The following is a 26018-nucleotide window of genomic DNA, read 5'->3' on the forward strand; positions in this document are numbered from 1 at the left end:
GATGTATTTTACTTAAAGCGAAATTTATATATTCGCACTATGTCTTCACACCATATTGTAAAAGAAAAACAAGAGCCGGCTTTATATATAGATGAGCTTGGAAATTTTAACGAAGAGTTACTCGGGCAACTGCTCGAATGGAGATCCAACACTTTTGGTTAACGGAGAAAATTATGATAAAATATTCTCCTTAGGCTTAAAGGTAGATGTTTTGGTAAACGGTAGCGGGCAGGAAACACAAGAAGATACAAAGGTTATCCAGGGGCCTGTTGATGCTTTAATGGTGGCGATCAATTATTTATATGAAGAGAAATACCCTGCGGTAAATGTTATTGCCAAAAAATTCGATTTGGAGAAATTTGCAGGATTTGAAGATCAGATCAACCTGGTGGTATTTACAGAAAAAGCAAAACATTATCCAATTAAATCAGGTTTTTCAGTTTGGAAACCTGCCGGAAGCGAATTTCTTATCCATGGCAACCGGTACATGGAGGTAACCAACTTAGCGCAGAATGAGGACGAAATTTTTATTGTGGTAAAGGATGGCTTTGTAGAATTTACCTTCTCAGGGCAACCGATTTTTATTAGTGAACCGATATGATTACCCTTAGAAAAGCAAAAGAAGAAGATATAGAAATTATCAGGGATATCGCCGCAGCAACCTGGCCATCAACCTACCTTGATATCATCGGGCAGGCACAGATTGATTACATGCTGGATAAAATGTACAACAAAGGAGAGTTGCTGAAGCAATTTATGGAAGGACATATTTTCCTGATTGCCGAGGAGGGCGAAAATCAGTTTGGTTTTGCGGGGTATTCTATAGTTGGGCATGAAGAACGTATTTATAAACTCCACAAGCTTTATGTAGTGCCATCTGCACATGGCAAAGGGGTTGGAAAAATCCTGATCAACGAGGTTTTTAACCAGGTTAAAGATGCAGGCGCAAGCGCGTTACAGCTCAATGTAAATAAGAATAATAGGGCAAAAGATTTCTACCTTAAAGGAGGATTTACCATTAAAGAATCCGTAAAGCTCGATATTGGTGAAGGCTACTTTATGGACGATTATGTGATGGAATATAAATTTTAATGTTTAGCATTTCGTCGTCAGGTTTTAGGATTAAGATGGTAGCCTAATTCAAAAAGACCGTCATTTCCAACTCAAGTGGAAATGACGGTTGTACAGGCACTCTCTCCTAATTTTTCATCCTTCCTTGCTCTGCTTCAGTACCGGTGGAACGGCGGCGGGCAGGTTTAATTTCATTCTTGCCAAAACGGTATGTAAAACTGATTCTGCCGATCTGGCTTTCATTTTTCTGATAAAGATCGTAGGTTAAACCAGAATATATACTCGATAAGTTTGTTTTATACGTGTTAAACACATCAGATAGTGCAAATTTCAAGCTCGCTTTTTTATCAAACAAGGCTTTGCTCACACCGGCATCGATAGAATAACGTGGCCTGATAGAAAACGTTCCGTAATCAAGCGGCGATTCATAGCTGCCACTCAGTTCTGCTGTAAATCCACTTACAATGGTAAAGGTTTGTTGGGATTTAAACTGAAAAGACGTTTTTCCGGTTTTTAAAGCCTTTCCGGCTAAATCTGGTGCTTCGAAACTCAGGTAAAAAACATTTAAATTGTTATTCGTCTGCCACCATTTGGTAATTTGAACAGGCACATTTAAATTGGCATTATAACTGATGTTTGTGGCAATATTCGCATTGGTTTGATATAAAGATTTACTTGCCGCATCAGGTAATATCACTTCTGTTATTACATCATTAACCCTGCTATAACCTACTGTAAGCATATATTTCTGCATTAGGGTATAACTCAGCTCAAAATTGTGTGTATACTGCGGGTTTAAAAACGGATTTCCTTTGCTGTAGGTAAATTCATCCAAATAATAAATAAAAGGATTTAAAGCATCGTAACTTGGGCGGTCTATCCTCCTGCTATAAGAAAATCCTAACTGATTGTTTTTCGAAAGCGTTTGTTGAACAAATAATGTCGGAAAAAAATCCCAGTAGTTCCGTTCAACAACCGTATTGTTTGTAATCAGATTTCCTTTCGAATTGGTTTGCTCAACCCTTAAACCAATTTGTATACTGGTATTTTTAAACTGTTTATTTAAATTGGTGTAAGCTGCATTAACATTCTCATCATATATAAACTGATTGCTCCGTTTAACATCATTCTGCCAGGCACTGTTGATCAACTCTTCTGCCTGTAAGTCATTATCAGTTTTAACCCAACTGCTCTTAACCCCGGCTTCTAATTTTACCGTTTTGTTCAGTGCCACGTTATAATCAATTTTAAATGCTTTAATATCAATGATTGATGGCGTATTGTTCCTGGTATATTTTATTGGGCGGATTCTGTCTCCATTTGCAAAACGGTAATCGTTTTCATAATTAGACCCATCGTTTCCTTTGTATTTAGAATAATCTACATCGGCCGATATTTCTGATCCTGCAGTATCCAGAACAGATCTATAATTTAAATTATAAGAAACGTTATTGTATTTGTTTTGCTGTAATGAGTTGGTGATCAGGCTGGAATCAACCTTAACAAAAGAGGGCCCGATAAAGGTGTTATTTACAGAGGCTTCGTTTCCATGATTAAAATAACCGTTCACCAATAAACCAATCGTATTTTTTTTATCGATAAAATAATCTAAACCTGCCTTAAAATTATTGTTTTGTTGTTTTCGAAGGCTGGAGCCAGACTGGCATAAAGTAGGTATCTGTATTCTTACCATTCGAAATCCGGTCAATATCAATCTGGTTCGTCCTATTGTTTTTTCCGTAATTGTAATTTCCAAAAAGATTCAGTTTTTGTGTCCTATGGTTCAGAGCTTCAAGCCAGCATTACCCCTAAAGTTTTTGCCGTAGCCGGCCATTCCATTAAGACTGCCGTTGGTTCCACCGTTTTTGTTTTTCTTTGTTTTAATGTTGATAATACCCGAATTACCAGATGCATCGAATTTAGATGATGGGTTGGTAATCAGCTCAATGCTTTCAATATCAGAACTTTGCATATTGCGAAGCAAATTGGCCACATCAGCACTACTCATATAAGTCTGTTTTCCATCCAATTGAATTAACACGCCTTGTTTACCCATCATTGAGATGTTATCGTTCTGATCTACCGTTATGCCTGGCGCCTTTTGCAAAACCTCCAGCGCAGTAGAACCGCTCATGATCGAACTGTTCGAAACATTCATCACCACCTTATCCATTTTTCTTTTCGATTAACGGCTTGGTAACCGCCACGCTAACTTCTTTTAAATTTTGGGTGCTTGCAGTAAGCTGTGCAGTGCCAAAATCTATTTTCTGATTATCTTCCGTTAAAACAATTGTTTTACTTTTAACCGTTTTATAACCCATATTACTGGCTTTGTAATAATAGCTTCCCTTATTTGGAATGTTAAAACCAAAAGCTCCGTTAGGATCTGTGAAAGCTGTTTTAACCACACTCGAATCAGAAGCCTTGAACAATACAACCGTAACATAATCGGCAGGCTTTTTATTTTCATCCAGTATTATACCACTAATGTTGGCTTTAGGGTTTGTTTGTGCAAAAACATTTACACCGCTAAAAAAGAAGGAGAACGTAAATAATATCTTGTATAAATTTTTCATTGGTATGTTTAAATATTTAAAAAATCCGGGCAAAAAAATTTCCATAGCACAGTTTATATGCTTTCCATTCAATTGCCTGCTTATTTTAAAGTTTAGCCCGGAAACGAAAGGTTTCCGCTTGTTAAGTTATAGGTAAGACGACTGTATTTTAAAAAGGTTACAAGGTTTTTGAAAAAGATGAAGGTTTTAATATAGGATTGAATGATAATACTCCCTTTATTCGCTCTCAAGAGTAAATGCCCCGATACTTCGGTGTGGTAACAATTGTTTTGATTTGCTGTAATTAATCGCCATTGCTGAGGCAAAAAGCAATTTAATCACTTCCGATACCTGCGTAATTTTAAAATTCACGCCTGCGCAGGGGACGATGAAACCATTTTAACATTAACGCATTTGTAACGCAAAAAAGCCACAGTTAAACAAGGGAGTACCTGCTTACCTATGGCTTTAAACTTTTTGGTAGGAAATCTCTATTTTACACCTAGTACATCTACACCTTGTTCAAAAACAACATCCACCGGAATATTCTTTTTGGTTAACCTGTCAAGATCTGTTTGAAGTTCCGGATGGATAACAGCTTTATCCTTTTGCGCTTTTTCTACGGCAACTTTATCGCCATTACCCTGTAGGGTAATAATAAAAGCACTTAAATCGTTCATGGCTGTGGCAAATTTCTCAAAATTGACCTTATATGTTCCTTTAGCGGTCCTTTCAAATGCACCTTTTTCCTGGAAGTAGTTGAAACACTGCATATTTGCTTTTCCATGTGCTTCAGAAACGCCAAAGCGTACCGAACGTAAGATACCAGCCATAAACGTGGTGTAATAATCTTTTATATCACCTTGTAGTTCTCCCTTTTTAAGTAAGCCGGTAACCATATACAAGCCTAAAATATCGGCTTTCCCCTCTTCCAACCAGCTGTATTGTTCTTTCAATGCCGCACGTACAAAACCTTTTCCGGTAATGGTTTTTTTAATGCCTAAACCATGTGCAACTTCGTGGAACATTACATTGGCAAAAAAAGCGTCGAATTTGATATATTGTTGTTGGTCAGCTTCAATTAATTCTTTAGAAATTGGTACCAGGATCTTATCAAATTTTGCCTGCATTGCATTTTTAAGCTGCGAACGTCGCGTACCTTTTTCTTGCTGTATCTTTTCATCATTAGGAAGGTTTACGGCAATCGTTTTCGATCCGGCATTACAATCTCCTGCATAATACACTACATCATAAGCATTTAATTCAGAATCAGTTCCTGGTGTTTCAGTTTTGTATTTTGCGGCAACAGGCAAGTTTTTTTGAAGTTCAGGGAGCATTTTTACATACTTTGCCAAACGCTTGCTCCATTCTTTATCTTTAATCAGTACGTAAGCTTCGTAACTGGTGCGGGCATTAAAAAGCTTATCCTCATAATTTTCTATCGGCCCGATAATGATATCCAATCCATTGGTTTTCATATCAAGCCATGCGTAATCACTTGCCGTAAAATTATCAGTAACCAAGGCATCGGCCCTTAAATTAAGGTATTTCTTCAAGCCTTTATCTTCTGCAATTAGTGCTGCTTGTTTTAATAAAGAGCTTACCTTTTGCAATTCAGCCGCAAATAAAACATGATACGGCACGGTAGATAACTTGCCCGTACTATCTTTCTGAATAACAGAATAGGCACCAAATTTATCGGCAAGATCTGATTTTTCAACCGCCTCTTTAGTGATGCCATAAGGATAAAAAGAAGCTCCTTCAGGTCTGGCACCAACACCTTCAACAAAAGGTTTATCGTTATTCAACCTATCCCAAGGGCCGTAGTTGATGTTTATAAAATCGCGTGTTTTTTCGTCTTTAATGGTAGCAAGCAGGCTATCTCTCTGCGGATAAGCCTGTTTCCAGTAAAGCTCATCCATAATTTCTGCAGCCTGAATCAAAAGAGGCAAAACTTTGCGGTCGTTTATACTCAGCTGATTAATATTGGTGGTCAGTTTAACCCTTTCGTAAATGGGTAAACGCTGTGCAACGTAATTGGTAAGGCTATCATTTTTTACCACAACATTTTTTTCACCAGAAGGCTTATTATTGCCCGTACAAGATGCCAGTGAGCCAACTGCAAACGCCAGGGCAGATAATAATATGGATGATTTGTATAAGTTCTTCATTATAGATGTATATCGCTGCTAAATTAGTAAATTTTGAAAGCTTTGTATAAAGTTTGATGCATTGGATGAAGTTTCACATAACTTTGTAACTTCAACTTGCTAACAATTCATGCCCATGTTATATCCCAAAACATTAAATTTATCCACTATTTTCGCTCTTCCATTACTACTTTTATTATCCTCCTGCGGAAGTAGTAAATATGCTGCAACAGAAAAAATTTATAAAGAAAAAGCTAAAGATTTTTCTAAAATAATAGGCACAACACCTCCGGTTGGTCAACTTTACGATTCACTGGAGGCAACAAATCAAACCTGGATTGGTTCTGTAAATTTTGGGATACGCAAACCAAATTTTGTAGTAATTCACCATACCGCACAGGATAGTTTAGCACAAACGGTCAAAACATTCTTTTCAACCAAAGCTGGCACCAGCGCACATTACGTAATCAGTCGCGATGGGAAGGTAGTGCATATGGTAAATGATTATCTGCGTGCAAACCATGCCGGCATAAGCAAATGGGGAAAAGATACCGACTTAAATTCTTCTTCTATCGGTATTGAGTTGGATAACAATGGCTTAACTGATCCATGGCCTGATGCACAGATTAATAGTTTAATTAAATTACTGGCTACCTTAAAGAGAACTTATTCTATCCCAACTGCAAATTTTATTGGTCACGCCGATATAGCCCCAAAACGTAAAAATGACCCAAAAAATTTCCCTTGGAAAAAACTGGCAGATAAAGGTTTTGGCTATTGGTATGACGATGTTTTAAAAAATCCACCTGTAGATTTTAACACCGAGATGGCTTTAAAATATATCGGTTACGATACCAGTAATCTTGCCGCTGCAATTACCGCATTTAAGATCCATTACATCCAATCTGATATTACATCAACCTTAACACCTGTAGATGTTTTGGTGCTATATAATGTGTATACAAAATATTAGATCGGGAGGCGATTTATAAGTCCGAAAGCCAGAAAATGAAGGTCAAAAGTTTATCGCAGAAAGATTAGTGTATTTTTTTGATGCAGACCTCTTTTATTATACACCTAAATTCAAATAATATAAAAAGGCACAGATAATCCACAATAATCTGGGTTCATCTGTGCCTTATATATGGCCTAAAATAGTAAAAACTAGTTTGGCTTTTTAAATGTATCTTTCAGTGTTACCGTTCTATTAAAAACCAATTTATCGGCAGTAGAATCCTTATCCAGGCAAAAATAGCCTTTTCTGATAAACTGATAACGGCCTTCCAAATCTGCATCTGCCAAAGCTGGCTCAATATAAGCGTTTGGCAATACTGTTAAACTATCAGGATTCAGGTAATCTTTAAAATCACCTTCTTCCGCATCTGGTGTTTCGGAAGTAAATAAACGGTCGTACAAACGGATTTCGGCAGTTTTAGCATGTGGTGCACTCACCCAGTGGATGGTTCCTTTCACATTTATACCGCTGGTATCGCTACCGCTTTTTGATTCTGGAATATAGGTACAACGGATTTCAGTAACGTTTCCGTTTTCATCTTTCACAAAATCTTCACATTTCACAATATAAGCGAATTTTAACCGCACCATTGCACCAGGAGCCAAACGGAACCATTTTTTTGCAGGTACTTCCATAAAATCTTCACGCTCTATCCAAAGTTCGTTGCTGAAAGGGATCACACGTGTGCCACCACCATCTTCTGCCTCAGGATTGTTTTCGCCAATTAAATCTTCTGTGCCTTTTTCGTAATTTGTGATCACCAGTTTAATCGGATCAAGAACCGCCATTACGCGGTTAGCCGTTTTATTTAAATCTTCGCGGATACAGAATTCCAATAAGCTCAACTCAATTAAATTTTCGCGTTTGGCAATACCAATACGTTCGCAAAACTCACGCACGCTTTTTGGTGTAAAACCTCTCCTGCGTAAACCACTAATTGTAGGCATACGCGGATCGTCCCATCCGTTTACTAAATTTTCGTTAACCAGCTGCAACAATTTACGTTTACTCATTACCGTACTGGTAAGGTTTAAACGCGCAAATTCATATTGTTTTGAAGGGAAAATCTCCAGTTTTTCGATAAACCAGTCATAAAGTTCGCGGTGCGAAACATATTCCAGGGTACAAATTGAGTGTGTAATGTGCTCAATACTATCACTTTGTCCATGCGCAAAATCGTACATCGGATAAATGCACCATTTGTTGCCTGTACGGTGATGTTCAGCATGTTTGATGCGATAAATAATCGGGTCGCGCATTAACATATTCGGACTTGCCATATCAATTTTAGCCCGTAAAATATAAGCGCCATCGGCAAATTCACCATTTTTCATTTTCGTAAAAAGGGCTAAATTCTCTTCAATGCTGCGGTTACGGTATGGGCTATCCTGTCCTGGTTCAGTTGGCGTGCCTTTTAAAGCCGCAATTTCATCTGCAGAACTCTCGTCAACATAAGCCAAACCTTTTTCGATCAGTTTAACGGCAAAACCATACAGTTCATCAAAATAATCTGACGCATATAATTCGTTTTTCCAGTTAAAACCCAACCATTTTATATCTTCCTGCTGGCTATTCACATACTCGGTTTTTTCAGTTACCGGGTTGGTATCATCAAAACGCAGATTGGTATAACCGCCGTATTTTTGTGTTAGTCCGAAATTTAAGCATATTGCTTTCGCGTGGCCAATGTGCAGATAACCATTAGGCTCCGGCGGGAAACGCGTAACCAAGGTTTCATACTTACCACTATTTAAGTCGTTCTCAACAATTTCTTCAATAAAGTTCAATGACTTCTCTTCACTCATAAAAACCTGTAAATTAGGAATGCAAATGTAAAAAGATTGAGCGGATTTATACAATGATTATAGGTTTATTAGCCCATGGTTGATCGTTAATGGCCCAGAACTTCATTATAGTACGATGAAAAGACCAATGCTTTAGTATTAAGGGCCAAATAGCCTATAAAAACCACAGCTACAAACAATGAGCCATCAACCATATTATACATTTATCCTATTTCTCAATTACCTAATAAAATCAATACATTTACATCAACTTAATATTCATTTATGAGCAAAGCATTAAATCGGCCAATCCGTGTTTTAGTGGCTAAAGTTGGCTTGGATGGGCACGATAGAGGTGCCAAAGTAATTGCAACCTCGCTTCGCGATGCGGGTATGGAAGTAATTTACACCGGCTTACGTCAAACTCCAGAAATGGTGGTAAATACGGCATTACAGGAAGATGTTGATGCAATAGGGATATCGATCCTTTCGGGTGCGCACATGACCGTTTTTCCTAAAATTATCAATTTTATGAAAGAAAAACAGATGGATGATGTGTTATTAACCGGTGGAGGGATTATTCCGGAAGCGGACCGGTTAAAACTTGCCGGCATGGGGGTTGGTGAGTTATTTCCACCCGGTACCACTATGGCAAGCATTGTAGAATATATTCAAAACTGGGTTACAGAAAACAGAAATTTTTAAGCTATGGCATATCAGAATTTAATATCAGAAGTAAAAGAAAACATCCTATACCTTACTATAAATCGCGAAAAAGCTTTAAATGCTTTAAATAAAGATACTTTATCAGAACTGGCGGAAGCCATTGCCTATGCAGGAAATACTGATGAAGTAAGAGGTGTTATTTTAACCGGAGCAGGCGAAAAAGCTTTTGTTGCAGGTGCCGACATCAAAGAATTTGCCGATTATAACGGTAAGCAGGGAGAAGAATTGGCTAAAAAAGGGCAAGATGAGGTTTTTAATGCCATCGAAATTCTTCAAAACCATTTATTGCAGCAATTAACGGTTTTGCTTTGGGCGGTGGACTTGAGCTTGCCATGGCCTGCCACATGCGTATCGCATCTGATAATGCAAAATTGGGTTTACCAGAAGTAACTTTGGGGCTAATACCAGGCTATGGTGGCACACAACGGTTAACCCAGCTGGTTGGAAAAGGTAAAGCCATAGAATTGATTACTACCGCGAATATGATTACCGCAACTGAAGCTGAGAAAATAGGACTTGTAAATTATGTTGTACCCCAAGAAGATTTAATAAGCAAGGCACAGGATATTTTGAATTTAATTAAACAACGCGCACCCTTAGCGGTATCAGCAGCAATAAAATCAGTAATTGCATCGGTAAATGATGCTGATGGCTTTGCTGTTGAGATTGAATCATTTGGAAAATGCTTTGAAACTGCCGATTTTAAAGAGGGGGTAACTGCATTTGTAGAAAAAAGAAAAGCTGCATTTGTAGGAAAATAGTCATTTTGTAGTATTAATTCGATCAAACAGCTAATAAAACATATAAGATTTTTAGTTTCAAAATATTTTGATTAATTATGCATCATCTAAAATTGCTTAATCTCAATCATTTTGACTAATCCCACTAAATTATTCGGGGTTCTTTTTAGGGCTAAAAATCCTATTAATGAAAAACAGAATACTTATTATCGACGATGAAGTAAACATCGGCTTATTGCTTTTTAAATTTTTAACAAAAAATGGTTTTGAAGTGTCGAATACCAGATCCGGAATTGTTGCATTAGACATTCTGGATTATGAAAAATTCGATCTTATTTTGTGCGATTACCGCCTTGACGATACCGATGGAAGGGAGATTTTACTTCATGTAAAAGAAAACTATCCTGCAACTGATGTTATAATTATAACCGGTTATTCGGATGTTAAACTTGCCGTTGAGCTTATAAAACTTGGTGCCTACGATTATATTGTAAAACCATTATATCCTGATGAAATATTAAAAACAGTTAATAAGGCACTGGAAAAACAAAAGGCATTTAGGCGACAAAAAAATTTAGCCGCGAAAATTAGCGTGCCTGAAGTTTTTAGATCCACCACCATACATTGAAGGGAAGAGCAAAGCTTCGCTCAATCTCTTAAATCAGATTAATCTTGTTGCTCAAACAAATTACAGCATTATTTTAACCGGAAAAAGTGGCACCGGGAAAGAATGTGTTGCAAAAGCAATCCATTTAAGCAGCCTGCGCAGAGAAGGTAGCTTTGTTGCCATGGATTGCGGCTCTTTAACAAAGGAATTGGCTGCCAGTGAATTTTTCGGGCATGAAAAAGGATCTTTTACCGGAGCAGAATTTAAAAAGATAGGGCACTTTGAGCAAGCAAACGGCGGAACATTATTTCTTGATGAGGTGGGCAATTTATCTTACGAGATACAGGCAGTATTGTTAAGAGCAGTTCAGGAAAGAAAAATAAAACGCATTGGCAGTACAAAGGAAATAGATTTAGATGTGAGGATGATTATAGCCACAAACGAAAATTTAGCAGAATGCATGCATAAAGGAACGTTTAGAGAAGACTTGTTTCATCGTTTTAACGAATTTTCAATTGAGGTACCTTCATTAAAAGATAGAGGTGATGATGCGCTCATTTTTGCAGATTTTTTCCTTAAAGAAACAAATAAGGAACTAAATAAAAACATCAAATCTTTCTCGAAGGATGTTAAACATGTTTGTTAAATTATGATTGGCCCGGCAATGTACGTGAGCTGAAAAACGTAATTAGAAGAATGGCCCTGCTTACAATTGGAAATCAGATTGAAGCCAGTGTTTTACCTCTGGAACTGGATGCATTGAACTTTTCAAAAAATCATCGCCGTGATAAAAAACATTCGTTATCAGAAGTTCAATCGCACAGTAAACAACAGGATTTAAAAATTACAACCCAGAATGCTGAATGTTTAGCCATATTAAACGTATTAAAAGCAGTTAACTTTAATAAAACCAAGGCTGCGAAAATGCTTAATATCGATAGAAAAACACTTTACAATAAAATCAAGCTAATCAGATTTGATGATCAAACATAAATTTTAATTTCGAAAAACAAAATTGATCATTTTAGCATTTAAAGAGTACCTATTATCTAAACATGTCAGTATTCTCATACAAACAGCGTAATAACATTAATCTTGTCATTATTATTGCGCTTGGGGTGTTAATTGCGTATTCTCTACAAGATATTTTTAGTGCTATTTTAAGCACATTGGTACTTTATACCATTATGCGCCCAGCCTATATTCATCTGGCAGAAAATAAAGGTTGGAATAAAAGATTTGTCGCCTATTCTGCTCATCACCATCAGCATTATTTTAATTGTTTTGCCATTTTATGCATTGAGTAGTATGGTAATCAGTAAAATTTCAGAATTGCGGAATAATGAGATTTTCTTTAAAAACATTCTGGTTAAGCTACAGCACCTTATACCGGTAAAAATTAATCAGGAACTTATTCAGGATGGCTTAAACCGACTGGGTAACTGGGCTACACAGCTTTTCCCCTCACTGATTTCGAGTGCAGTAAATATTATATTGAGTTTACTGGTAATGTACTTTTTACTCTACTTTATGCTCATCGAGCGAAAAAAGTTCGAATTTTCCTTGGTAAAATATGCTCCTTTCAGAGAACAGAATGCACTTCGTTTTGGTGATGAAATGAAAAACACAACTTATGCAAATGTACTTGGGCAAGGATTAATCTGTTTGGTGCAGGGATCATTGGTAAGTCTTTCTTTTTATGTTTTAGGCTATAAAGATCCTGTATTTTGGGGAGTAATTACCACATTTATATCTTTTGTACCTGTTTTGGGGCCCCCTGTTGTTTTTGTGCCGGCAGCTATTTTACAAATCGCAAATGGAAATAATTTTGCTGGCTGGGCAATGCTTATTTTTGGTTTTGTGGTTGTAATTAATATCGATAACGTACTCAGATTCATTATTGCAAAAAAAGTTGGCAACATTCATCCTATAATTACAGTAATTGGCGTAATTATTGGTATTCCTTTGTTTGGAATATTAGGCCTTGTTTTTGGTCCGCTACTTTTATCTTATTTTATATTGCTTGTTAAAATTTATGAAACGAGTACGCTCGCATCAGAAAGATTGGAAAGAATTAAAACAAATAATGAGCATAGTGAGTTATAATTATAGCTTAACAATAAAATAATGTAGTAGTTTTATATTGTACTTAATTGTTAAACCCTTAAAATAGATAATTATGAATGATAACTCAAAAGTTGTAGTTGCGCTTTTAGCAGGATTAGCTGCAGGTGCAGCGTTAGGAATTTTGTTTGCACCAGATAAAGGTGATGAAACCCGTGATAAATTAAGCCAATCGCTAAAAGATTTGGGTGATTCTATCAAAGATAAAGCTGCTGACGAAATTAATAACCTTGCCAGTTTAAAAAGAAAAAGTGGTAAGCTCGATTAAAACGAAATTAAGAAGCGTAGAAGAAGAATATAGCGACGACGTAATGCACGCTTAGTAAATAACTTGCATAGCTGGGCATTTTGCCCGGTTAAACCTCATCTGAATTATGCAGGAAAATAAAGATAAAAGTATTGAAGATCTGGTAGAGGATGCCAAAGGCTTTTTGGAAGCCAGGGTTGAATATACCAGACTTTATCTGGTAGAAAAAGTATCGAAAATATTTGCCGATTTAGTAACCAGTACCACTGTTATTGTCTGCTTTATACTGGCCTTTTTATTTGGCTCTGTAACGCTGGCACTGTACTTATCTGATGTTTTAGGTAGCTACGCAGGAGGATTTGGCTGTGTTTCCTTATTTTATATCCTTTTAGCCATAATTGTATATTTAACCAAGGATAAATATATAGAGAAAGCAATTATCAATATTGCCATTAGAAAATACTTTGATAAACTTGCAGATAAGGAGGAAGATGAAAAGGTATAAAGATATCCGCAACCTGGAAAACCTGCAGGCAAAAAAATTAGAACTTAAGGTAGCATATACGCTTAAGCAAAATATGCTTAAAACAGATGCAAAGGCCTATTTGAAACAGTTTACATTAGGCGCATTAATTAAAAGGTATGCTACACCTAATAATTTATTCAAAGCTGATGAAAAACTTAACATTAGCGGCACCGCCATGTCATTGCTGTTACCATTCTTTATGAACAAAACCTTATTTAGAGGGGCTGGTTTTTTAACCAAAGCAGCTGTTGGATTGGTATCGGGAAAGGTAGGCAAATCATTAGATGCAGAGCATTTATCTGCGATCTTTAATTCGGTAAAAAGCTGGTTTGGTAAAGAAAGAGAAAAAAGATAAAAAATTTATCGATTATGGCATTCCGCCAGATAGTGAAACGTATTAGTCTAATGATTCATTAACAATCGGTTAATTGGATAAGCAAAGTGCTAATTATATTATAAAAAAAGCCTCAGAATTTAAAATTCTGAGGCTTTTTAATGCGTTGCGTCACCCTGTCCCAATTTTACATCGGGATTCAGGGTCTTTTAATGAGATGATGAAACAAGTTCAGCAAGACGGATCTATTTATAAATCTGTTTTAATCTTTAATTCCTTCAATTGCTTATCATCAATAGTGCTCGGACTATCGATCATTACATCTCTGCCTGAGTTGTTTTTAGGGAACGCAATCACATCACGGATTGAATCTAAACCTGCGAAGATTGAAGTTAAACGGTCGAAACCAAAGGCAATACCGCCATGTGGGGGAGCGCCAAACTCGAAAGCATCCATTAAGAAACCAAATTGTTTTTGCGCCTCTTCTGCACTAAAACCTAAATGTTTAAACATCAAAGCCTGCAAGGCCCTATCATGGATACGGATTGAACCGCCACCTACTTCAGTACCGTTGATAACCATATCATAAGCATTGGCACGAACATTTTTAGGATCGGTATCCAATAAGGCAATATCTTCAGGTTTCGGCGAAGTGAAGGGGTGGTGCATGGCGTGGTAACGCGCTGTTTCCTCATCCCACTCCAACAACGGAAAATCCAATACCCATAGGGCAGAAAATGTGTTTTTATCGCGTAAACCCAAGCGGTTACCCATTTCTAAACGGAGCTCATTTAACTGTTTGCGCACTTTATCGATAGAGCCAGCTAAAATCAATAATAAATCGCCTTTTTCCGTTCCGAAAGCTTCACTCCATTGCTTGAGGTCATCTTCATTGAAGAATTTATCTACAGATGATTTAATTGTTCCATCATCGTTATGGCGGGCATAAATTAAACCTGTAGCACCAATCTGCGGGCGTTTGATAAAATCGGTCAGTTCATCTAATTGCTTACGCGTATAGCTCGCAGCACCTTTTGCATTGATACCTACAACCAGTTCAGCATTATCAAAAACTGGGAAACCTTTTCCTTTAACCAGATCGTTAAGCTCTACAAACTGCATTGCAAAACGGGTATCGGGCTTATCAGATCCATATAAACGCATGGCATCTGCATATTGCATACGTGGCACTTCAGGCAAATCGTAATTACGTACCTCTTTAAATAAAGTACGGATCAAACCTTCAAAAGTGTTTAATATATCTTCCTGTTCGATGAAAGACATTTCACAATCAATTTGGGTAAACTCAGGCTGACGGTCGGCTCTTAAATCTTCATCCCGGAAACATTTTACAATCTGAAAATAACGGTCGAAACCGGATACCATTAACAATTGTTTAAAAGTTTGCGGCGACTGAGGCAAAGCATAAAACTCACCTTCATTCATGCGGCTAGGCACCACAAAATCTCTTGCTCCCTCTGGAGTAGATTTAATCAGAACAGGCGTTTCCACCTCAATAAAATCTAAAGCATCTAAATAGCGGCGAACCGATTGTGCCATTTTATGACGTAAAACCAGATTATTGCGAACCGGATTACGGCGTAAATCCAAATAGCGGTATTTCATGCGCAACTCATCACCACCATCAGTTTCATCATCAATCATGAAAGGCGGCAACTTGGCAGCATTTAAAATCTCTAAAGCAGAAACTTTAATTTCTACATCACCGGTTGCCATTTTCGGATTTTTGTTACTTCTTTCTACCACAGTTCCCGTGGTTTTAATCACAAATTCACGACCCAAGGTACGTGCGGCTTCGCAAAGTTCACGATTATCATCCATGTTAAAAACCAGTTGAGTAATACCATAACGGTCGCGGATGTCGATAAAAGTCATACCGCCCAAATCTCTTGATTTTTGTACCCAACCACATAGCGTAACACTTTCTCCTAAGTTATTCAGGTTTAATGCACCACAAGTTACTGTTCTTAACATATATTGTAATCTAAATTAAGCGGCAAAAATACCGATTTTGTTTTAAAGTTAATGCTATAGGCAAAGGTTTTTGAAACAGGTTTTTTGAGAAACAGAAATAATAGAAATATGTATGCAAGTGATTACTCTGAATTCATTTTAAGTTCTGAGTTAAAGATCTGAAACAAGATCAATACATACTTAAGGCCGTCAGCCTGAATTCGTTTCAGGTTTTGAGTTAGATAGAACAACAGCTAAAAACTATTTTACCATCGCTTCCGAAAGTATTTCTTCATTCGGCATAATTAATATTTCTCCTCCAATACGATTTCAATTGCTACAACCTTCCACTCTGCTTTAATTTTTTTCCAATGGTAAATTTCTTCAGTTTGTACGGTCTGTTTTTTAGAAAAAATCAGCAGGTGCGGCTTTAAAACAACCGATTTGCGAGCAATCTTTTCAGTAAAAATTTCATTTTCAAAAGATGATTTAATGCGATAATAACTGGTATGGATTTCTTTAATTTGATTAAAATACTTTTTTAAATCAATCGTATAATCGCGCTTATTAAGTGTAACACCTTCAGCAGGCGTATAAGTTAAATCTTCATTAAATATAGCGGCGTAAGCCGTTACATCCTTATTTTCTAAAGCCTGGTTTGCTTTTTGGTGTATCTCATTTATTGCTGAAATGATTAAATCGGTTTCCATGGCATGAAGTTAATGGTTTGTATCAGGGATTTCAAATTTATGATGATCAGGCAGCTGATATTCCACACATGCCAAACGCACAAACCTGATCATTTTCAATCAACTGTTAAACATTATTATTTGTTTGGAAAGGAAAGGACAGCATTTCATAGGTGCTGTAGCCCCGCCATTCGCTTTATCCCGATGAAGGATCGGAATGCTCGCTGCTGTCGGGTTTAGTTAACAGTGGTTTGCTTCAGGGCACAAAACTTTCCAAAATAAACCCGATTGTAGGGAAGAGCTTCCGATCCTTCATCGGAACGCGTACCGGAAAGCGGGACAGCAATTGCCAAAAGCACAAACCTGATCATTTTCAATCAACTGTAAAACATTATTATTTGTTTGGAAACGAAAAGACAGCATTTCAAAGGTGCTGTAGCCCCGCCATTTGCTTTATCCCGATGAAGGATCGGAATGCCCGCTGCTGTCGGGTTTAGTTAACAGCGGTTTGCTTCAGGGCACAAAACTTTCCCAAATAAACCCGATTGTAGGGAAGAGCTTCCGATCCTTCATCGGAACGCGTACCGGAAAGCGGGACAGCAATTGCCAAAAGCACAAACCTGATCATTTTCAATCAACTGTTAAACATTATTATTTGTTTGGAAACGAAAGGACAGCATTTCAAAGGCAGTATCCTTCTTTTATTTAACCGGGATATTTTTAGCTAAAAACCAGATTAACACATTTTTAAACTTTTTTTATATCTTGATGCAACGTTTTAAAATCCCTTATGTCTTATAATCAGAATATTCGAAATTTTGGAAGCCGTATACATCGATAAAAACCTAGAACTCGTAAAAAAATGCATGCAGGGCAGCCGGGCAGCGCAGTTTGAATTGTACAAACTGTATGCAAAGGCCATGTATAATGTGGCACTGCGTATTTTAAATTACGAAGAAGAGGCGGAAGATGTTTTACAGGAAGCATTTTTGGATGCTTTTACCAGAATTGTTGATTTTAGGCAGGAAACCACATTCGGACTTTGGCTAAAGCAGATTGTGATCAACAAATCCATTAATTATCTGCGCAAACGCAAAATGGAATTTGTAAGTACCGACGAAATATCGGAAGTGCCCGATGGAGATAGTTTTGATGACAGTGAAGTGCGCTTACAGGCTGATGAAGTAAGAGTGGCCATTGCCCAATTACCAGATGGTTACAGGGTGGTATTGAGTTTATATCTTTTAGAAGGTTACGACCATGAAGAGATTGCACACATTTTAAAAATAAGCGAAAACACCAGCCGTACGCAGTACATGAGGGCTAAAAAGAAGTTAAAAAGTATTTTAGAACAGAAAGGGATGAGAGATGAATAATAGATTAGAAACCTTTGTAAAGGAAAACCGTAGAGCATTCGATGTAATGGAGCCATCGGCCGGACTTTGGGCAAAGATTGAACAGGAGTTGGATCAAAAAAAGAAAAAAAAACCGATAAAGCTATATTTATGGATGAGTGCAGCAGCAGCGGTTGTAGTGGTTTTCGGTTTAATTTGGTTGTACGCAGGCAGGCTACAAAACAAAGATTTAGAAATAGCCGACGTTAGCGCATCTTACGCCAAAAAAGAAGTCCACTTTGCAGGATTGATTACCGAAAAACGAGATAGCTTGGCCATTTTTGCTTCTGCAAACCCTGAACTATATAAAAAGTTTACTGCAGATCTGAAAAAGCTTGATGAAGATTATGAAAGATTAAAAGCAGAACTGCCAACTTCGCCAAACCAAACTTTTGTGGTAAAAGCGATGGTAAAAAACCGCGAAATACAATTGCAATTGTTAAAACAACAGTTGTTAATCATAAACCAGGTTGACGATTACAAGAGAGTTAACCAGATTTAAATAAGTAAAAATAGCAGGCAGATCAATCTTGATATCTGCTGCTCAATAAATTACATTACGCTCGCCTCACCGAATTGCTTATTGCCAGCCGGCAGGCTTTAAGCTTAAAGGTGTTTAAAAACTAACAACATGAAAACAATAAATATATTATTAGCCTTTATGGCTTTAATCGCCGTAAAAGTTGATGCGCAGGAATTGGTGGTGAATAGTCCATCAGAGAAAACAATCGTATATACCGACAAATCGACGACATTGGCGATGGTAAATACATCAAACTATAAACAAACGGGGAGCGATGCTGAGCGCAGTAAATCTTTTAGCAAAAGTTTTATTGTGGATAATAATGATAAAATAAATTTGAACAATCAATTCGGTTCGATTTTAATTAAAACCTGGGACAAGAGAGAAGTGCGTGTTGATGTAGATATTAAAGCCTACAGCAATTCTGACAATGATGTACAAAAACTGATTGATGGGGTGAGCATTGATGCCACTAAAAATGGCGACGTGGTAACTTTTAGAACAAATATGGGTGATAGAAACGGACGTTATGGCCGTGGCGTAAGAAATGGCGTAACCACCTGGCGCAGAGAAGTAAAAGTAAACTATGTTGTATTTATGCCGGCTGTAAACCCATTAACAGTGTCGCAGGAATATGGCAATGTAGAATTGGGTAATTTTTCTGGCCCAACTTCTTTAAAGGTAGAATACGGCAATCTGGTTGCAGGAAATTTAAGTAATATAAACAACTACATTAATGTTCAATACGGCAAATGCGATATCCAGGATATAAATGCTGCTGTAGTAAAACATGAATACAATGGCCCTGTAACCATTGGTGCTGTGGGTACGTTACAACTTGATGCGGAATATGTTGCTGTAAATATCAATACCATCAGAAAATCGGCCGATATTAAAATACAATACGGTAAAGGCTTAACAGTTGGTACCATTGGCGGCAACCTGCTTTTAAATGCCGAATATGCAAAGGTAAATATCAATACGGTTAAAGGAAATACAGTTGTTAAGCAGGCCTATGGTGATTTAAATATTGCATCGGCAGGTAAAATAGCGGTAAATGCAGAATATTCAAATGTAACTTTGGGCACTTTAAATGGCGATGCCAACATCAACATGGATTATAACCGCCTAAGTGTAAATGAAATTACACCTGCCTGCAGAAACTTCACCTTTGGCGGGGAATATGTAAGTGTGGGATTGGGTTTTGCAGATCGTTATAATGCAAATTTCAATGTTTCAACATCATATGCAGGCTTTAAATATGGTTCGAATGTAACCTCAACAACGGTGAGCAAAGATGATGAAACCAAAAAATATTCGGGCAAAATTGGTAGCGGTGGCACAGCAAACGTATCCGTTAAAACAGAATATGGTTCAGTTACCTTTAAATAAGAATTTCCAAACCAAACAAACCATTAAGTCCGGCCATTTTTGGCAGGACTTTTTTTTTATCTTTAGGCCTGATGAAAATTTGCCTGATTCTTCTACTCACTGTATTTAGCATACCCTCGTTTGGGCAGGATGCGCCAATTAGATGGGCAACACAAGAAACATTCTTTGAGGATCTATCTGGAAAAAACCTGCCTGCTTTTAATGGATTAACCATTAATAAAAAGCCATTTTCAAATGCTGATATTAAAGGCCAGGTAGTGGTGATTAATTTTTGGTTCGAAAAATGCCCTCCGTGTATTGCTGAAATGCCCGAACTGAACAAACTTGCAGCCAGATACGCTTCAAAAGGTGTTAGGTTTATCGGAATTACGCATGATGCTCCTTCGAGCGCCAAACGCTTTCAAAAAAAGAATGCTTATCAATACGAAATTTTATCCTTAAGTAATGATGAAATCCGGAAGCTAAATATCAACCATGGTTTTCCATCCAATATTCTGGTTGGAAAGAATGGAAAAATCGTTTATGCCATGGCAAATTTTTCACTCTCCGATCCGCAGCTTAAAACTAAGTCCATTATTTTTGAAGAAAAACTAAAAGCCTTAATAGCTGCTCAATAATTGAGCAGTTTATCGCTAAAAAAATTTAATTCCTAGGTAATATCCCAATAAAATTAAAGGATATATTCGTTATTTATAGGTTTAATAGGTTCTGGAATGTTTTCTTCCTGGAGCATTTGCAAAAGATTGATCTCTATCGTTCTGGTAATCTGGTTGAGTGGAACACCGGCAGAATTATTTTCAAAGGGATTAACAAGACTCATCCCGTTAATTTGTGTGGATACAAATACGAAACCGATTAACCACCCTAAAAATATGGCGGCTGGTCCGGCATCCTGACTGATTACGAGTGTAAAAGTGACAACAAATAACCAGATAAATACTTTTGTTAAATAGGAATAGGTAGTTGGAAATATTGTATTTTTAATCCTTTCGCTCATCCCCATCGAATCTGAAAAACGGGTTAGCATCTCATTAATTTCGATAAAGCGAAAGCCATCAATTGCATTGGCTTTTGATAGTTTTTGCAGATCTCTGGATTGGATGTTTAAAATGGCATTGTGTGCATTATTATGTTTCCCAATTTCCTCTAAATCTGCTTCAGTAAGGTATTTGGTATAAATTTCATCCACTGCTCCCCTTAAATTGGCTTTTAGCGCATATAAAAATGCAATATGCCTGTATACCATGCGCTTAACACTTTCATCATCTTCATCAACATAATTAATTAATGCTCTTGCGTAAGAACGGGAATCGTTTACCAATGCACCCCAAATCTTTCGGGCTTCCCACCACCTGTCGTAAGCCTGGTTGTTATTAAAACCAATAAAAAAGGCAATTGCGGTACCCAGTACAGTTGGTATTATGGATGGTATTGAAAAATGATGGGCAATTAAATATGCCCGTACGAAATATGCGGCTGTGCATGAGGCGATCATGATTAAATCAACTTGCCATGTATTTCTTAAAATTCTAGTTAATCGGATATTTTGTATTAAAAGCATATATATTGAAAGGAAACTGATTCATTCGGATGAAAATACAAACATAAAGCGGAAATGTTTTAGTATGAGCAAATTAAATAATAGCGCGGGTTTGCTATTGTGAAGTAAATGTCTATCTTGGGCTACCAAATATTTCTTTTTATGAGCGAAACGTTGCCGAAAAATAACATTTTCAAAGTTATTGGTGCCTCTTCATTGGGCACTCTTATAGAATGGTATGATTTTTATATTTTTGGAAGCCTTGCGGTCATCATTGGCCATCAATTGTTCCCGGAAGATGCCGGTGCTTCTGCGCTCATTAATACTTTAGCCATTTTTGCTGCCGGTTTTATTGTTCGTCCGTTTGGGGCATTGGTATTTGGCAGACTTGGCGATTTAATTGGTAGAAAATATACTTTTCTACTCACGCTCGTTTTAATGGGTGGATCTACTTTTTTTATCGGCTTAATTCCTTCTTATAAAAGTATTGGGTACGCTGCGCCTATTTTAGTACTGGTGTTGAGGTTAATTCAGGGTTTGGCGCTGGGTGGCGAATATGGTGGTGCTGCAACCTATGTAGCAGAACATGCGCCCAAAAATAGACGTGGCTTTTTTACCAGCTGGATTCAAACTACGGCCACCTTAGGGCTATTCCTCTCACTAGGAATTATCGTAATTACCAAAAATATACTCGGTGCTGAAACCTTTGGCGATTGGGGCTGGCGGATTCCTTTCCTCCTGTCGATTGTTCTTGTTGTGGTTTCGATTTATATCCGGATGAAAATGCACGAATCGCCCATGTTTTCGAAACTGAAAGCAGAAGGAAATATTTCCAAAAACCCCTTAAAAGAAAGTTTTAACAATAAAGCGAACTTTAAAATGGTGCTACTGGCATTATTTGGTGCTACTATGGGCCAGGGGGTAATTTGGTACACCGGGCAATTTTATGCACAATCATTTTTGGAGAATACCTGCAAGTTGGATTTTAACGATTCGAGGTATATTTTACTATGGGGAATTGCTTTTGCAACACCCTTTTTTGTAGTATTTGGCGCATGGAGTGATAAAGTGGGCAGAAAGTGGATTATGTTAACCGGAATGCTTCTTGGGATTATTTTTTACCGACCGATTTATCAAACTTTTTTAAATGATACAGATTACACGAAAGTTGAACAATCAGCAATTTTATCTTCAACGCCTGCACCTGTACACTCCGTTTTAATTGAAAATACAACAGATAGTTTACGAACGGTTTCTACCAAAATAACACTTAAAAACGGAGCTTCTTTTAACAGCGTTCAAACTGATACGGTTTCTGCAACTAAGGGCGTTCTAATAGGCAAGGAAATACTGAAAGATAAGGTATTACCAACGCCAGTATTTTGGAAATTTGTAGGTTTAATCTTTTTTCAGATCTTGCTGGTAACAATGGTTTACGGACCAATTGCAGCATTTTTGGTTGAGCTTTTCCCTACTAAAATCAGGTATACTTCTATGTCATTACCTTACCATATTGGCAATGGTGTTTTTGGTGGCCTTGTTCCATTTATCGCCACTTTAATTGCAAGTTTTTCTGGTGCAACACCACTTTCCGGGCTATGGTATCCGATAGGTATTGCAACATTAAGTTTAATCATCGGAACAATTTATTTATCAAACAAAAGAGACGAAAACATTAACGATTAGCTACCAGCAAGATGAATATATTAAAGAAATTTTTAGGGTTGGTTTGGATGGTTTTAGGCCCACTGACCATGACTTTCCTATTTATACAAGCAATAGATAAAGTTGGATTAACACATACCGATATTGAAAGAACGAATACCATTTTGCAATGGGCAATTATTCTCTTCATTTTTCTGCCGATTAGCCTTGGATTGATGATTTTTGGGTTTTATGCCTGGAAAGGCGAGTATGATCATCTACCAGAAAGTTCGGAGGAGTTATAAATACTTGTTTTTACCAGACAAAGGTGCTATTTTTATCCCAAAGGCATTAAGATCACAAAGAATGGATTATTCCGTATAGGCTGTGTTTTTTTCACTTTTAGGCTAGAAATAGGTGTTGGTTACTAACCAGGGGGCAATTTTTATAATACCCGCAATAACAGCCCTTTTAGGTATTCACCTTCTGGAAAAGAAATTCTAACCGGGTGATCTTCTGGCTGGCAAAACTGTTTAATAATCTGTACTTCTTTGCCTGCATCAAGTGCTGCCCAGGCAATAATCTGTTTAAAGGTTTCGATATCAACTGCGCCCGAACAGGAGAAAGTGGCCAGTAAACCACCTTTTTCCAGTAGCAACATACCCAGGCGGTTTAAATCTTTATAAGCTCTTGCCGCCCTATCCAAGGCCGAACGCGATGGTGCATATTTGGGCGGATCAAGCACAATTATGTCGAACAGTTCTCCCGATTCTTTAAAAGCGCGGAGTTGTTTATTCACGTCAGATTGTATGGCTGTTACCTTATTTACATCAAAATTGTTTAAGGCTACATTTTGTTTTAGCGTTTCTACAGCTAAGCCAGAACTATCTACACTGGTAATGCTTTCGGCCCCATTTGCAAGGCTATTTAAGCTGAAACCACCACTGTAACTAAAACAGTCTAAAACTTTTTTACCTTTAGCATAACTGGCCAAAATACTCCTATTATCGCGCTGATCGCAATAAAAACCAGATTTTTGTCCTTCTGCAATGTTAATATGATAAGTAATTCCGTTTTCTTTAACGGGTAAAAATTCAGGAGGATTTTCGCCCCAAAGCAGACCGTTTTCAATAGGCAAGCCTTCGTGGGTACGGGCTGTGGCGTCACTTTTATCAAATATTCCTGTTGGTTGTAATTCAGCCTTTAGTATTTCTACAATTTCTGTTTTTACTTTTTCAATCCCCGAACTTAAAATCTGAAGCGAGAGGAAATCTGCATATTGATCAACAATTAAACCCGGAAGAAAATCAGCTTCACTAAAAACCAGTCTGCAGGTATTGGTATGTTCGCTTAAAATAAACTGACGTGAGGCGATGGCTTGCTTCAAACGGTTATGGTACCAGCTGTTATTTATAGTTTGAGTTTCGTCCCATTCCAAAAGACGCACAGCCACGCGCGAATTGCTGTTGTAGTAGCCATAGGCCAGAAATTCATTATCGAAAGCAAAAACTTTTACAACATCACCATCTTCAGGTTTCCCTTTAACTTTTTCCAATGCCCCAGAAAATACCCAAGGATGCCTTTGTAATGCTGCTTTTTCTTTTCCTTTTTTTAATATGATTTCTACCATGCTGCAAAGGTAATAATTTGTAGGGAGTTTGGCACAGCGCGTTTGGCGCTGAGTAATGGGAAGTAAGTTTGGAGTTGGCGGCATCGAATGCCATACTCAGCGATATAATGCCTACCGCTTTTTTACCAATTCAGTATCCAATACTTTGGTCTCGAATTCGGTTACTGGCCTTTTGGCTTCAATCATCGAAATAAGAAGCTCGGTTGCCACCTGGCCCATTTCAAAAGCGGGTTGTTTAACTGAGGTTAGTGAGGGCGAAAATAATTCGACAAGATTAGAGTTTGTGAAACCGGCAATGGCAATTTTATCCGCAACCTCGGGATTGGTTTTCTTTAAAGCCATAATGCAGCCCGTGGTAAGGCGATCGCTCGAAATAAAAATTCCATCTGGTTGTAAAGGTAAAAGTTCTTTTACTGCTTGCTCCAGCTCTGCACTGTGCATGCCCCCGTGCTGACAATATTTAACAAGTTCGGGTTTAAACTCAATGTGGTATTTAAGCAAAGCTGCTTTATAACCTTCCAGTCTTTCTTTGGTTATCGAAAGGTTTTCAGAATTTGTAAGGTGTGCAATAGTCCTTTTTCCTGATAAGATGAGGTGTTCGGTGGCATCAAAAGAACCTTTAAAGTTATTTGCTATTACTTTGTGGGTTTCAAAATCCTCCGGCACACGATCAAAAAAAACAATTGGCAGTCCTTTGGCGTACAAACTTCTTAAATAATCAATATCCTGTGTTTCTGAAGATAATGCAATCAATAAACCATCAATAGAGCGCGAAGCCAGGTGCTCAACATTCAGTTTTTCCTGTTTATACGATTCGTGACTTTGAGAAATGATTACGTGGTAATCCTTATCATATGCGATGGATTCGATTCCGTTGATCACCTGAGAAAAAAAGTTGTTGGCAATCTCACTCACAATAATGCCAATAGAGTAACTACGGCGTTCTTTTAAACTTCTGGCAATGGGGTTAGCACGGTAGTTTACCTTTTCGGCATAGGCCAGCACCAGTTTTTTTGTTTCCTCACTAATTTCGTAACGGTCTCTTAAAGCCCTGGAAACTGTCGATGTAGACAGGCCTAATGCTTTAGCAATATCTTTTATGGTAGATGTTTCAAATCTCATTTTTCGCAGTGCGTACAAGTTACGAAAAATATCTCTTTAAGGGCGTTCAACTCCTAATAATAATAAACGTTCTCTTAACGTTTTTGGGAACGTTTGCACACTTTTTTAGTTAAAATTAGTTTCAATTGGTTTTTAGTTTGTAAAATTGTTACATCAACGTAACCAAATATAAATAAACAATAACATCCCGAAATAGAATTATATTCTAATGCAAGCAATTGCAACTTCAAA

General features: G+C 37.4%; 28 protein-coding genes and 1 pseudogene. 19 read left to right on the top strand and 10 right to left on the bottom strand.

Features of this window, described 5'->3' with window-relative positions; translation table 11 throughout:
- Positions 1–91: 91 nt before the first annotated feature.
- The gene (locus AC0IWE_RS18950; RefSeq protein WP_471794305.1) at positions 92–601 is read left to right on the top strand and encodes a thiamine pyrophosphokinase; all 510 of its coding nucleotides are present in this window, start codon (positions 92–94) and stop codon (positions 599–601) included.
- Complete coding sequence (locus AC0IWE_RS18955) at positions 598–1092, top strand: GNAT family N-acetyltransferase (RefSeq protein ID WP_471794306.1); 495 nt, start codon at positions 598–600, stop codon at positions 1090–1092. The genes AC0IWE_RS18950 and AC0IWE_RS18955 overlap by 4 nt, the downstream gene beginning before the upstream one ends.
- A 106-nt stretch (positions 1093–1198) precedes the next feature.
- On the opposite strand, the gene AC0IWE_RS18960 is transcribed toward AC0IWE_RS18955, so the two are convergent.
- From AC0IWE_RS18960 to AC0IWE_RS18975, 4 genes are all read right to left on the bottom strand, one after another.
- Positions 1199–2764: an outer membrane beta-barrel family protein gene (locus tag AC0IWE_RS18960; RefSeq protein ID WP_471794307.1), complete on the bottom strand. Its 1566-nt coding sequence runs from the start codon at positions 2762–2764 to the stop codon at positions 1199–1201.
- Positions 2765–2854: 90 nt separating this feature from the next.
- Complete coding sequence (locus AC0IWE_RS18965; protein WP_471794308.1) at positions 2855–3244, bottom strand: TonB-dependent receptor plug domain-containing protein; 390 nt, start codon at positions 3242–3244, stop codon at positions 2855–2857.
- On the bottom strand, positions 3237–3647 hold the full coding sequence (locus AC0IWE_RS18970; protein WP_471794309.1) for a carboxypeptidase-like regulatory domain-containing protein: 411 nt from the start codon (positions 3645–3647) through the stop codon (positions 3237–3239). Before AC0IWE_RS18970 ends, AC0IWE_RS18965 begins: the two co-directional genes overlap by 8 nt.
- A gap of 470 nt (positions 3648–4117) precedes the next feature.
- Entirely contained in the window at positions 4118–5797 is a 1680-nt protein-coding gene (locus AC0IWE_RS18975) for a dipeptidyl-peptidase 3 family protein (protein ID WP_471794310.1), read from the bottom strand.
- A 115-nt stretch (positions 5798–5912) separates the two neighbouring features.
- On the opposite strand from AC0IWE_RS18975, the gene AC0IWE_RS18980 reads away from it, so the two are divergent.
- On the top strand, positions 5913–6749 hold the full coding sequence (locus AC0IWE_RS18980) for an N-acetylmuramoyl-L-alanine amidase (protein ID WP_471794311.1): 837 nt from the start codon (positions 5913–5915) through the stop codon (positions 6747–6749).
- A 191-nt stretch (positions 6750–6940) separates the two neighbouring features.
- Here AC0IWE_RS18980 and AC0IWE_RS18985 read toward each other — a convergent pair whose 3' ends face one another.
- On the bottom strand, positions 6941–8596 hold the full coding sequence (locus AC0IWE_RS18985; RefSeq protein ID WP_471794312.1) for a glutamine--tRNA ligase/YqeY domain fusion protein: 1656 nt from the start codon (positions 8594–8596) through the stop codon (positions 6941–6943).
- 264 nt (positions 8597–8860) lie between these two features.
- Here AC0IWE_RS18985 and AC0IWE_RS18990 point away from each other — a divergent pair, with 264 nt between their 5' ends.
- The 10 genes and pseudogenes from AC0IWE_RS18990 (at position 8861) to AC0IWE_RS19035 (ending at position 13900) form a co-directional block, all read left to right on the top strand.
- Positions 8861–9280, top strand: a complete 420-nt coding sequence (locus AC0IWE_RS18990; protein WP_055902760.1) for a cobalamin B12-binding domain-containing protein — start codon at positions 8861–8863, stop codon at positions 9278–9280.
- Positions 9281–9283: 3 nt separating this feature from the next.
- On the top strand, positions 9284–9691 hold the full coding sequence (locus AC0IWE_RS18995; protein WP_471794313.1) for an enoyl-CoA hydratase-related protein: 408 nt from the start codon (positions 9284–9286) through the stop codon (positions 9689–9691).
- Positions 9610–10062 carry an enoyl-CoA hydratase-related protein gene (locus AC0IWE_RS19000; protein WP_471794314.1) on the top strand — a complete coding sequence of 151 codons (453 nt, stop codon included), beginning with the start codon at positions 9610–9612 and terminating at the stop codon, positions 10060–10062. Before AC0IWE_RS18995 ends, AC0IWE_RS19000 begins: the two co-directional genes overlap by 82 nt.
- A gap of 166 nt (positions 10063–10228) precedes the next feature.
- Positions 10229–10669 carry a response regulator gene (locus tag AC0IWE_RS19005; protein WP_471794315.1) on the top strand — a complete coding sequence of 147 codons (441 nt, stop codon included), beginning with the start codon at positions 10229–10231 and terminating at the stop codon, positions 10667–10669.
- 37 nt (positions 10670–10706) lie between these two features.
- A complete protein-coding gene (locus AC0IWE_RS19010; RefSeq protein ID WP_471794792.1) occupies positions 10707–11294 on the top strand; it encodes a sigma 54-interacting transcriptional regulator in 588 nt (195 codons plus the stop codon).
- The gene (locus AC0IWE_RS19015) at positions 11288–11641 is read left to right on the top strand and encodes an AAA-type ATPase lid domain-containing protein (RefSeq protein ID WP_471794316.1); all 354 of its coding nucleotides are present in this window, start codon (positions 11288–11290) and stop codon (positions 11639–11641) included. Before AC0IWE_RS19010 ends, AC0IWE_RS19015 begins: the two co-directional genes overlap by 7 nt.
- 246 nt (positions 11642–11887) lie before the next feature.
- Positions 11888–12754 (top strand): AI-2E family transporter, encoded by an 867-nt coding sequence (locus AC0IWE_RS19020; protein WP_471794317.1) that lies wholly within the window; start codon positions 11888–11890, stop codon positions 12752–12754.
- 73 nt (positions 12755–12827) lie between these two features.
- Positions 12828–13095, top strand: a pseudogene (locus AC0IWE_RS19025) (YtxH domain-containing protein).
- Positions 13096–13146: 51 nt separating this feature from the next.
- Entirely contained in the window at positions 13147–13524 is a 378-nt protein-coding gene (locus tag AC0IWE_RS19030; RefSeq protein WP_055902772.1) for a phage holin family protein, read from the top strand.
- Positions 13511–13900 (top strand): hypothetical protein, encoded by a 390-nt coding sequence (locus AC0IWE_RS19035; RefSeq protein ID WP_471794318.1) that lies wholly within the window; start codon positions 13511–13513, stop codon positions 13898–13900. Before AC0IWE_RS19030 ends, AC0IWE_RS19035 begins: the two co-directional genes overlap by 14 nt.
- A gap of 228 nt (positions 13901–14128) precedes the next feature.
- Here the strand turns inward: AC0IWE_RS19035 and aspS are convergent, their stop codons facing one another.
- Complete coding sequence (aspS, locus tag AC0IWE_RS19040; RefSeq protein WP_471794319.1) at positions 14129–15874, bottom strand: aspartate--tRNA ligase; 1746 nt, start codon at positions 15872–15874, stop codon at positions 14129–14131.
- A 284-nt stretch (positions 15875–16158) separates the two neighbouring features.
- Positions 16159–16563 carry a hypothetical protein gene (locus AC0IWE_RS19045; RefSeq protein WP_471794320.1) on the bottom strand — a complete coding sequence of 135 codons (405 nt, stop codon included), beginning with the start codon at positions 16561–16563 and terminating at the stop codon, positions 16159–16161.
- A 797-nt stretch (positions 16564–17360) separates the two neighbouring features.
- Between AC0IWE_RS19045 and AC0IWE_RS19050 the strand changes: the two genes are divergently transcribed.
- From AC0IWE_RS19050 to AC0IWE_RS19065, 4 genes are all read left to right on the top strand, one after another.
- Positions 17361–17918, top strand: coding sequence for an RNA polymerase sigma factor (locus AC0IWE_RS19050; RefSeq protein WP_471794321.1), 558 nt, complete (start codon positions 17361–17363; stop codon positions 17916–17918).
- Positions 17911–18438, top strand: coding sequence for a hypothetical protein (locus AC0IWE_RS19055; protein WP_235525975.1), 528 nt, complete (start codon positions 17911–17913; stop codon positions 18436–18438). The genes AC0IWE_RS19050 and AC0IWE_RS19055 overlap by 8 nt, the downstream gene beginning before the upstream one ends.
- Before the next feature lie 129 nt (positions 18439–18567).
- Positions 18568–19851, top strand: a complete 1284-nt coding sequence (locus AC0IWE_RS19060) for a hypothetical protein (protein ID WP_471794322.1) — start codon at positions 18568–18570, stop codon at positions 19849–19851.
- Positions 19852–19922: 71 nt separating this feature from the next.
- Entirely contained in the window at positions 19923–20468 is a 546-nt protein-coding gene (locus AC0IWE_RS19065) for a peroxiredoxin family protein (RefSeq protein WP_471794323.1), read from the top strand.
- A 53-nt stretch (positions 20469–20521) separates the two neighbouring features.
- Here AC0IWE_RS19065 and AC0IWE_RS19070 read toward each other — a convergent pair whose 3' ends face one another.
- Entirely contained in the window at positions 20522–21412 is an 891-nt protein-coding gene (locus AC0IWE_RS19070) for a bestrophin family protein (protein WP_471794324.1), read from the bottom strand.
- A 141-nt stretch (positions 21413–21553) separates the two neighbouring features.
- Here AC0IWE_RS19070 and AC0IWE_RS19075 point away from each other — a divergent pair, with 141 nt between their 5' ends.
- Both AC0IWE_RS19075 and AC0IWE_RS19080 read left to right on the top strand, forming a co-directional pair.
- Complete coding sequence (locus AC0IWE_RS19075) at positions 21554–23077, top strand: MFS transporter (RefSeq protein WP_055903090.1); 1524 nt, start codon at positions 21554–21556, stop codon at positions 23075–23077.
- An 11-nt stretch (positions 23078–23088) separates the two neighbouring features.
- Positions 23089–23340 carry a DUF6814 family protein gene (locus AC0IWE_RS19080; RefSeq protein ID WP_055902788.1) on the top strand — a complete coding sequence of 84 codons (252 nt, stop codon included), beginning with the start codon at positions 23089–23091 and terminating at the stop codon, positions 23338–23340.
- A 140-nt stretch (positions 23341–23480) separates the two neighbouring features.
- Here the strand turns inward: AC0IWE_RS19080 and AC0IWE_RS19085 are convergent, their stop codons facing one another.
- Together AC0IWE_RS19085 and AC0IWE_RS19090 are read right to left on the bottom strand one after the other, a co-directional pair.
- Complete coding sequence (locus AC0IWE_RS19085; protein ID WP_471794325.1) at positions 23481–24665, bottom strand: class I SAM-dependent rRNA methyltransferase; 1185 nt, start codon at positions 24663–24665, stop codon at positions 23481–23483.
- Positions 24666–24776: 111 nt separating this feature from the next.
- Positions 24777–25787, bottom strand: a complete 1011-nt coding sequence (locus AC0IWE_RS19090) for a LacI family DNA-binding transcriptional regulator (RefSeq protein ID WP_055902794.1) — start codon at positions 25785–25787, stop codon at positions 24777–24779.
- Positions 25788–26018: the final 231 nt, after the last annotated feature.

Source organism: Pedobacter sp. AC402 (assembly GCF_979252805.1).